Here is a 3840-nt window from a genome sequence, read left to right as displayed (position 1 = left end):
GGGGGCGGGGGTGGGGGGGGGGGGGCCCGCCGGGCCCGCCGCCGCGGCAGCCGCAGGGGTCGGACGGGGACCAGGGGTCGCGGCGGGGCGCGGACCCGGGGTCGGGGCACCCGGCTTGGGTGCACCCGCGGCACCTGCCGCGGGCTGGGGCGCCGCGGGCTTCCGCGGGCCAGGCTTGGCAGCGCCACCACCGGTGGGGGCCACGCCAAGCGCGTCAGTCAGCTTGCGCACGACCGGCGCCTCGATCGTCGAGGACGCCGAACGGACGAACTCACCGAGCTCGGTGAGCTTGGCCATGACGGCCTTGCTCTCCAAGCCAAGCTCCTTGGCGAGTTCATAAACCCGGACCTTAGCCACTTCACTCCTGTCTATGAGTCCGGGGGTCTCGTCCGCCGGACTGTCGCTACTTCATGGGCGTACCCATCGCGTACTCATCGCGTACTCATCGAGTGCTCATCGCAATCTCGACCTACTTCCACATCGCGAGGTACCTGACTGGTGGCACGGCGCGCGGCTGCCCGCGCACTGGGCTTGTTGCGGTGGTTCTCCGCCGCGGTGAGCGGCGGCCGTCGCGTGGGGCGGCCCGCCTAGGAGGCTCCGCCCGCCCGCTCCTCGATGAACCCGCGGAGCCGCTCCGTGTCGAGCGTCCCCTGGAGCCGGAAGGCCCGGGGAAACGCCCGACGGCGGACCGCGAGGTCGAGGCAGGCCGGATCGAGGTGCAGGTGAGCGCCTCGGCCCGGCAGTGCGCCCCGGGGATCGGGGACGCAGACGCCCTCGACCGCCGTGACACGCAACAGCTGGTGCTTGGCCGCTCGCTTGCGGCAGCCCACGCAGGTGCGTTCCGGGCGTGCTCGGACATGCGTCCGGCCAGACGAAGGCAAGTCTACCCCTCCGAAGGGACATGGCGCCGCCCCATAGATCCCGGAGGACCGACGGAGGGCGCCGGGAACAACGCTGACTACTGGGCCGCGGCTTCCTCGGGCTGACCCTCGGTGTCCGGCCGGATGTCGATCCGCCACCCGGTGAGGCGCGCGGCCAGGCGGGCGTTCTGCCCCTCCTTGCCGATCGCCAGCGACAGCTGGTAGTCCGGCACGATCACCCGGGCGGAACGCTGGGCGAGGTCCACGATCTCCACGCTGGTCACCCGCGCGGGGGACAGTGCGGCGGCGACCATCTCCCGCGGGTCCTCGGACCAGTCGACGATGTCGATCTTCTCGCCGTGCAGCTCGCCCATCACGGCGCGGACCCGGGAGCCCATCGGACCGATGCAGGCGCCCTTGGCGTTCAGCCCGGCCCGGCGCGACCAGACCGCGATCTTGGTGCGGTGCCCGGCCTCACGGGCGATCGCGGCGATCTCGACACTGCCGTCCGCGATCTCCGGGACCTCCAGCGCGAACAGCTTCTTCACCAGGCTGGGGTGGGTGCGCGAGAGCGTCACCGACGGCCCGCGGACACCGCGGCGCACCGCCACCACGTAGCACTTCAGCCGGGTGCCGTGCCGGTAGTCCTCGCCCGGGACCTGCTCCTGCGGCGGCAGGATGGCCTCCAGCTTGCCGATGTCGACCAGCACGCTCTTCGGGTCGTTGCCCTGCTGGACGACACCGGTGACGATGTCGCCCTCCTTGCCCGCGTACTCACCGAAGGTCTGGTCGTCGGCGGCGTCGCGCAGGCGCTGCATCATCACCTGGATGCCGATGCTGGACGCGATCCGGCCGAAGCCGTTCGGGGTGTCGTCGAACTCCTTCGGCTCGACGCCCTCGTCCAGCTCCGCCGGGTCCTCCACGGCCCACACGGTGACGTGGCCGCTCTTGCGGTCCAGCTGCACCCGGGCGCGGCGGCGCGAGCCCTCGGTGCGGTGGTACGCGGTGAGGAGGGCTGACTCGATGGACTCGACCAGCAGGTCGAAGGGGATGTTCTTCTCGTTGACCAGCGTGCGCAGGGCACTCATGTCGATGTCCACGGCTACGCCTCCTCGTCTTTCGTCACGTTCATCATGGTCGTACGGCGGCCGGCTCACTCGGCGCCGTCGTCCCCCTCGTCGAAGTCGGCGGCCTCGTCCAGGAGGTTCTCGTCTTCCTTGCGGTTGAACTCGACCTGGACCCGCGCCCGAGCCACCTCGACGTACTCCAGACGGCGCTCCTTCGGGCGGCCGCGCCCCTTCACCGGCTGCACCTCGACCAGCGCGCCGGCCTCGTCGGCCTCCAGCACCCGGGCGACCAGCTCCCCGCCGTCGACCAGGTGGATCTTGGCCAGCCGACCCTCCGCGCGCTGCCAGTGCCGGGGCAGCACCAGCGGGCGCTCCGCACCCGGAGAACCGATCTCCAGCAGGTAGGGCTCGTCACCCATCACGTCCGAGGCGTCCAGCGCCTCGCCGACCACCCGGCTGAACTCGGCGATGGCGTCCATGTCCACACCGCCGTCGGTGTCGACGTCGATCTGCACCTGCCGACGGTTGCCCGCCTTGGTGACCTTGACGTCCTCCAGGTCCAGTCCGGCCTGGACGGCCAGCGGCTCCAGCAACGCGCGCAGCCGGTCGGTGTGGGTGGTGCTCATCCGGGTGGACTCCTCGGCCGCGTCTGCTGTTGTCAGAGGTCGCCCCGCGCCCCCTCCGCGCGCCCCACGGGCGCACACCGGGTCACGGCAGCTCGGCCCAAAGCCTAGCCGGTGAAGGCGCGAACCACCGATTCCGGACCTGCCACGACCAGTCGGACACCACCCACTGCGAGCAAGCTCACACCGCCCCACCCCTCGCACGCGACCCTCGAACACCACTCGCAAACATGGGGATTCTGCGAAGATTCACGCCAACGAGGCAGGCGGGGAGGCCGTCCTCCCGTACCAGCCCCCGGAGTGAACCCGATGCAGCCGCCCAGCCGACGCACCTTCCTGGCCCTCGGACTGCTCACCCTCACCACCGCCTGCACCGGCCACGGCCCCACCAGCACCGCGACGCCCGGCGGCCCCGACCCGGACCTCCCCGTCCGCCTGCGCGCCGTCGCCGCCACCGACACCCTGCTGACGGCCTACGACGCCCTGCTCGCCGCCCCCGGAGCGCAGACCGCCCTGCTGCAACCCCTGCGCGCCGACACCGCCCAGCACCGCGCCGCCCTCGCCTACGGCATCCCCGCCGCCTCCACCGGCGCGACCCCCGGTACGGCGTCCCCCACCGGTACACCGACCCAGGCGACCCTGGCCGCCCTGGAACGCCAGACCGCCCAGTCCCGCCTGGCCGACCTCGGCGCCGCCGGCCCGCCCCTGGCCCGCCTGCTCGCCTCGGTCGCCGCCGCCAACGCCCTGCACGCCGCCGCCCTCGGCGCCCCCGCCGACCAGCCCACCCCGGCCCCCACCGCCACGTCCACCTCCACCCCGACCCCCGACGCCACCCCCGCCCTCCAGAAGGCCCTGAGCGCCGAACACGCCGCCGTCTACGGCTACGGCGTCGTCGGCGCCCACCTCCCCGAGGGCCAACAGCGCACCGACGCCCGCGCCGCCTACGCCGCCCACCAGTCCCAGCGCGACACCTGGCAACGCCTCCTCAGCACCCTCGGCGCCACCCCCACCCCCGCCGCCGGCGGCTACCAGCTCCCCTTCCCCGTCACCGACCCCGCCGGCGCCACCAAGCTCGCCGCCCACCTGGAGACCGGCCTCACCACCGTCTACGCCGACCTGGTCGCCGACCTCCCCGCCCCCCACCGCCCCACCGCAGCCACCGCCCTCCGCGACTGCACCCTCCGCGCCCACCGCTGGGGCGCCCCCGACACCCCCTTCCCCGGCATCCCCGACCCCCTCCCCACCCCGAACTGACCCATCCCGCTGCGGGCGCGCGGGCGCAAGCCCGCG

5 protein-coding genes are annotated in these 3840 nt (G+C 73.4%); 1 reads left to right on the top strand and 4 read right to left on the bottom strand.

Annotation, left to right across the window (positions count from 1 at the left end):
* The 4 genes from ABTZ03_RS44075 to rimP all read right to left on the bottom strand — a co-directional run.
* Window positions 1–357: translation initiation factor IF-2 N-terminal domain-containing protein (locus ABTZ03_RS44075; protein ID WP_350518920.1), on the bottom strand; the 357-nt coding region annotated here is incomplete at its 3' end.
* A gap of 230 nt (window positions 358–587) precedes the next feature.
* On the bottom strand, window positions 588–881 hold the full coding sequence (locus tag ABTZ03_RS44070) for a YlxR family protein (RefSeq protein ID WP_188306572.1): 294 nt from the start codon (window positions 879–881) through the stop codon (window positions 588–590).
* Between the two features lie 77 nt (window positions 882–958).
* Window positions 959–1960, bottom strand: coding sequence for a transcription termination factor NusA (gene nusA / locus ABTZ03_RS44065; RefSeq protein ID WP_350518919.1), 1002 nt, complete (start codon window positions 1958–1960; stop codon window positions 959–961).
* A 53-nt stretch (window positions 1961–2013) separates the two neighbouring features.
* Window positions 2014–2553: a ribosome maturation factor RimP gene (rimP, locus tag ABTZ03_RS44060; RefSeq protein ID WP_350518918.1), complete on the bottom strand. Its 540-nt coding sequence runs from the start codon at window positions 2551–2553 to the stop codon at window positions 2014–2016.
* A 306-nt stretch (window positions 2554–2859) separates the two neighbouring features.
* Here rimP and ABTZ03_RS44055 point away from each other — a divergent pair, with 306 nt between their 5' ends.
* Complete coding sequence (locus ABTZ03_RS44055) at window positions 2860–3804, top strand: ferritin-like domain-containing protein (RefSeq protein WP_350518917.1); 945 nt, start codon at window positions 2860–2862, stop codon at window positions 3802–3804.
* Window positions 3805–3840: the final 36 nt, after the last annotated feature.

It is taken from the genome of Kitasatospora sp. NPDC096077, assembly GCF_040303245.1.
Taxonomy (GTDB): Bacteria; Actinomycetota; Actinomycetes; order Streptomycetales; family Streptomycetaceae; genus Kitasatospora.
The sequence above is the reverse complement of the archived record's forward strand: the minus strand, read 5'-3'. Positions and strand labels throughout refer to the sequence as shown.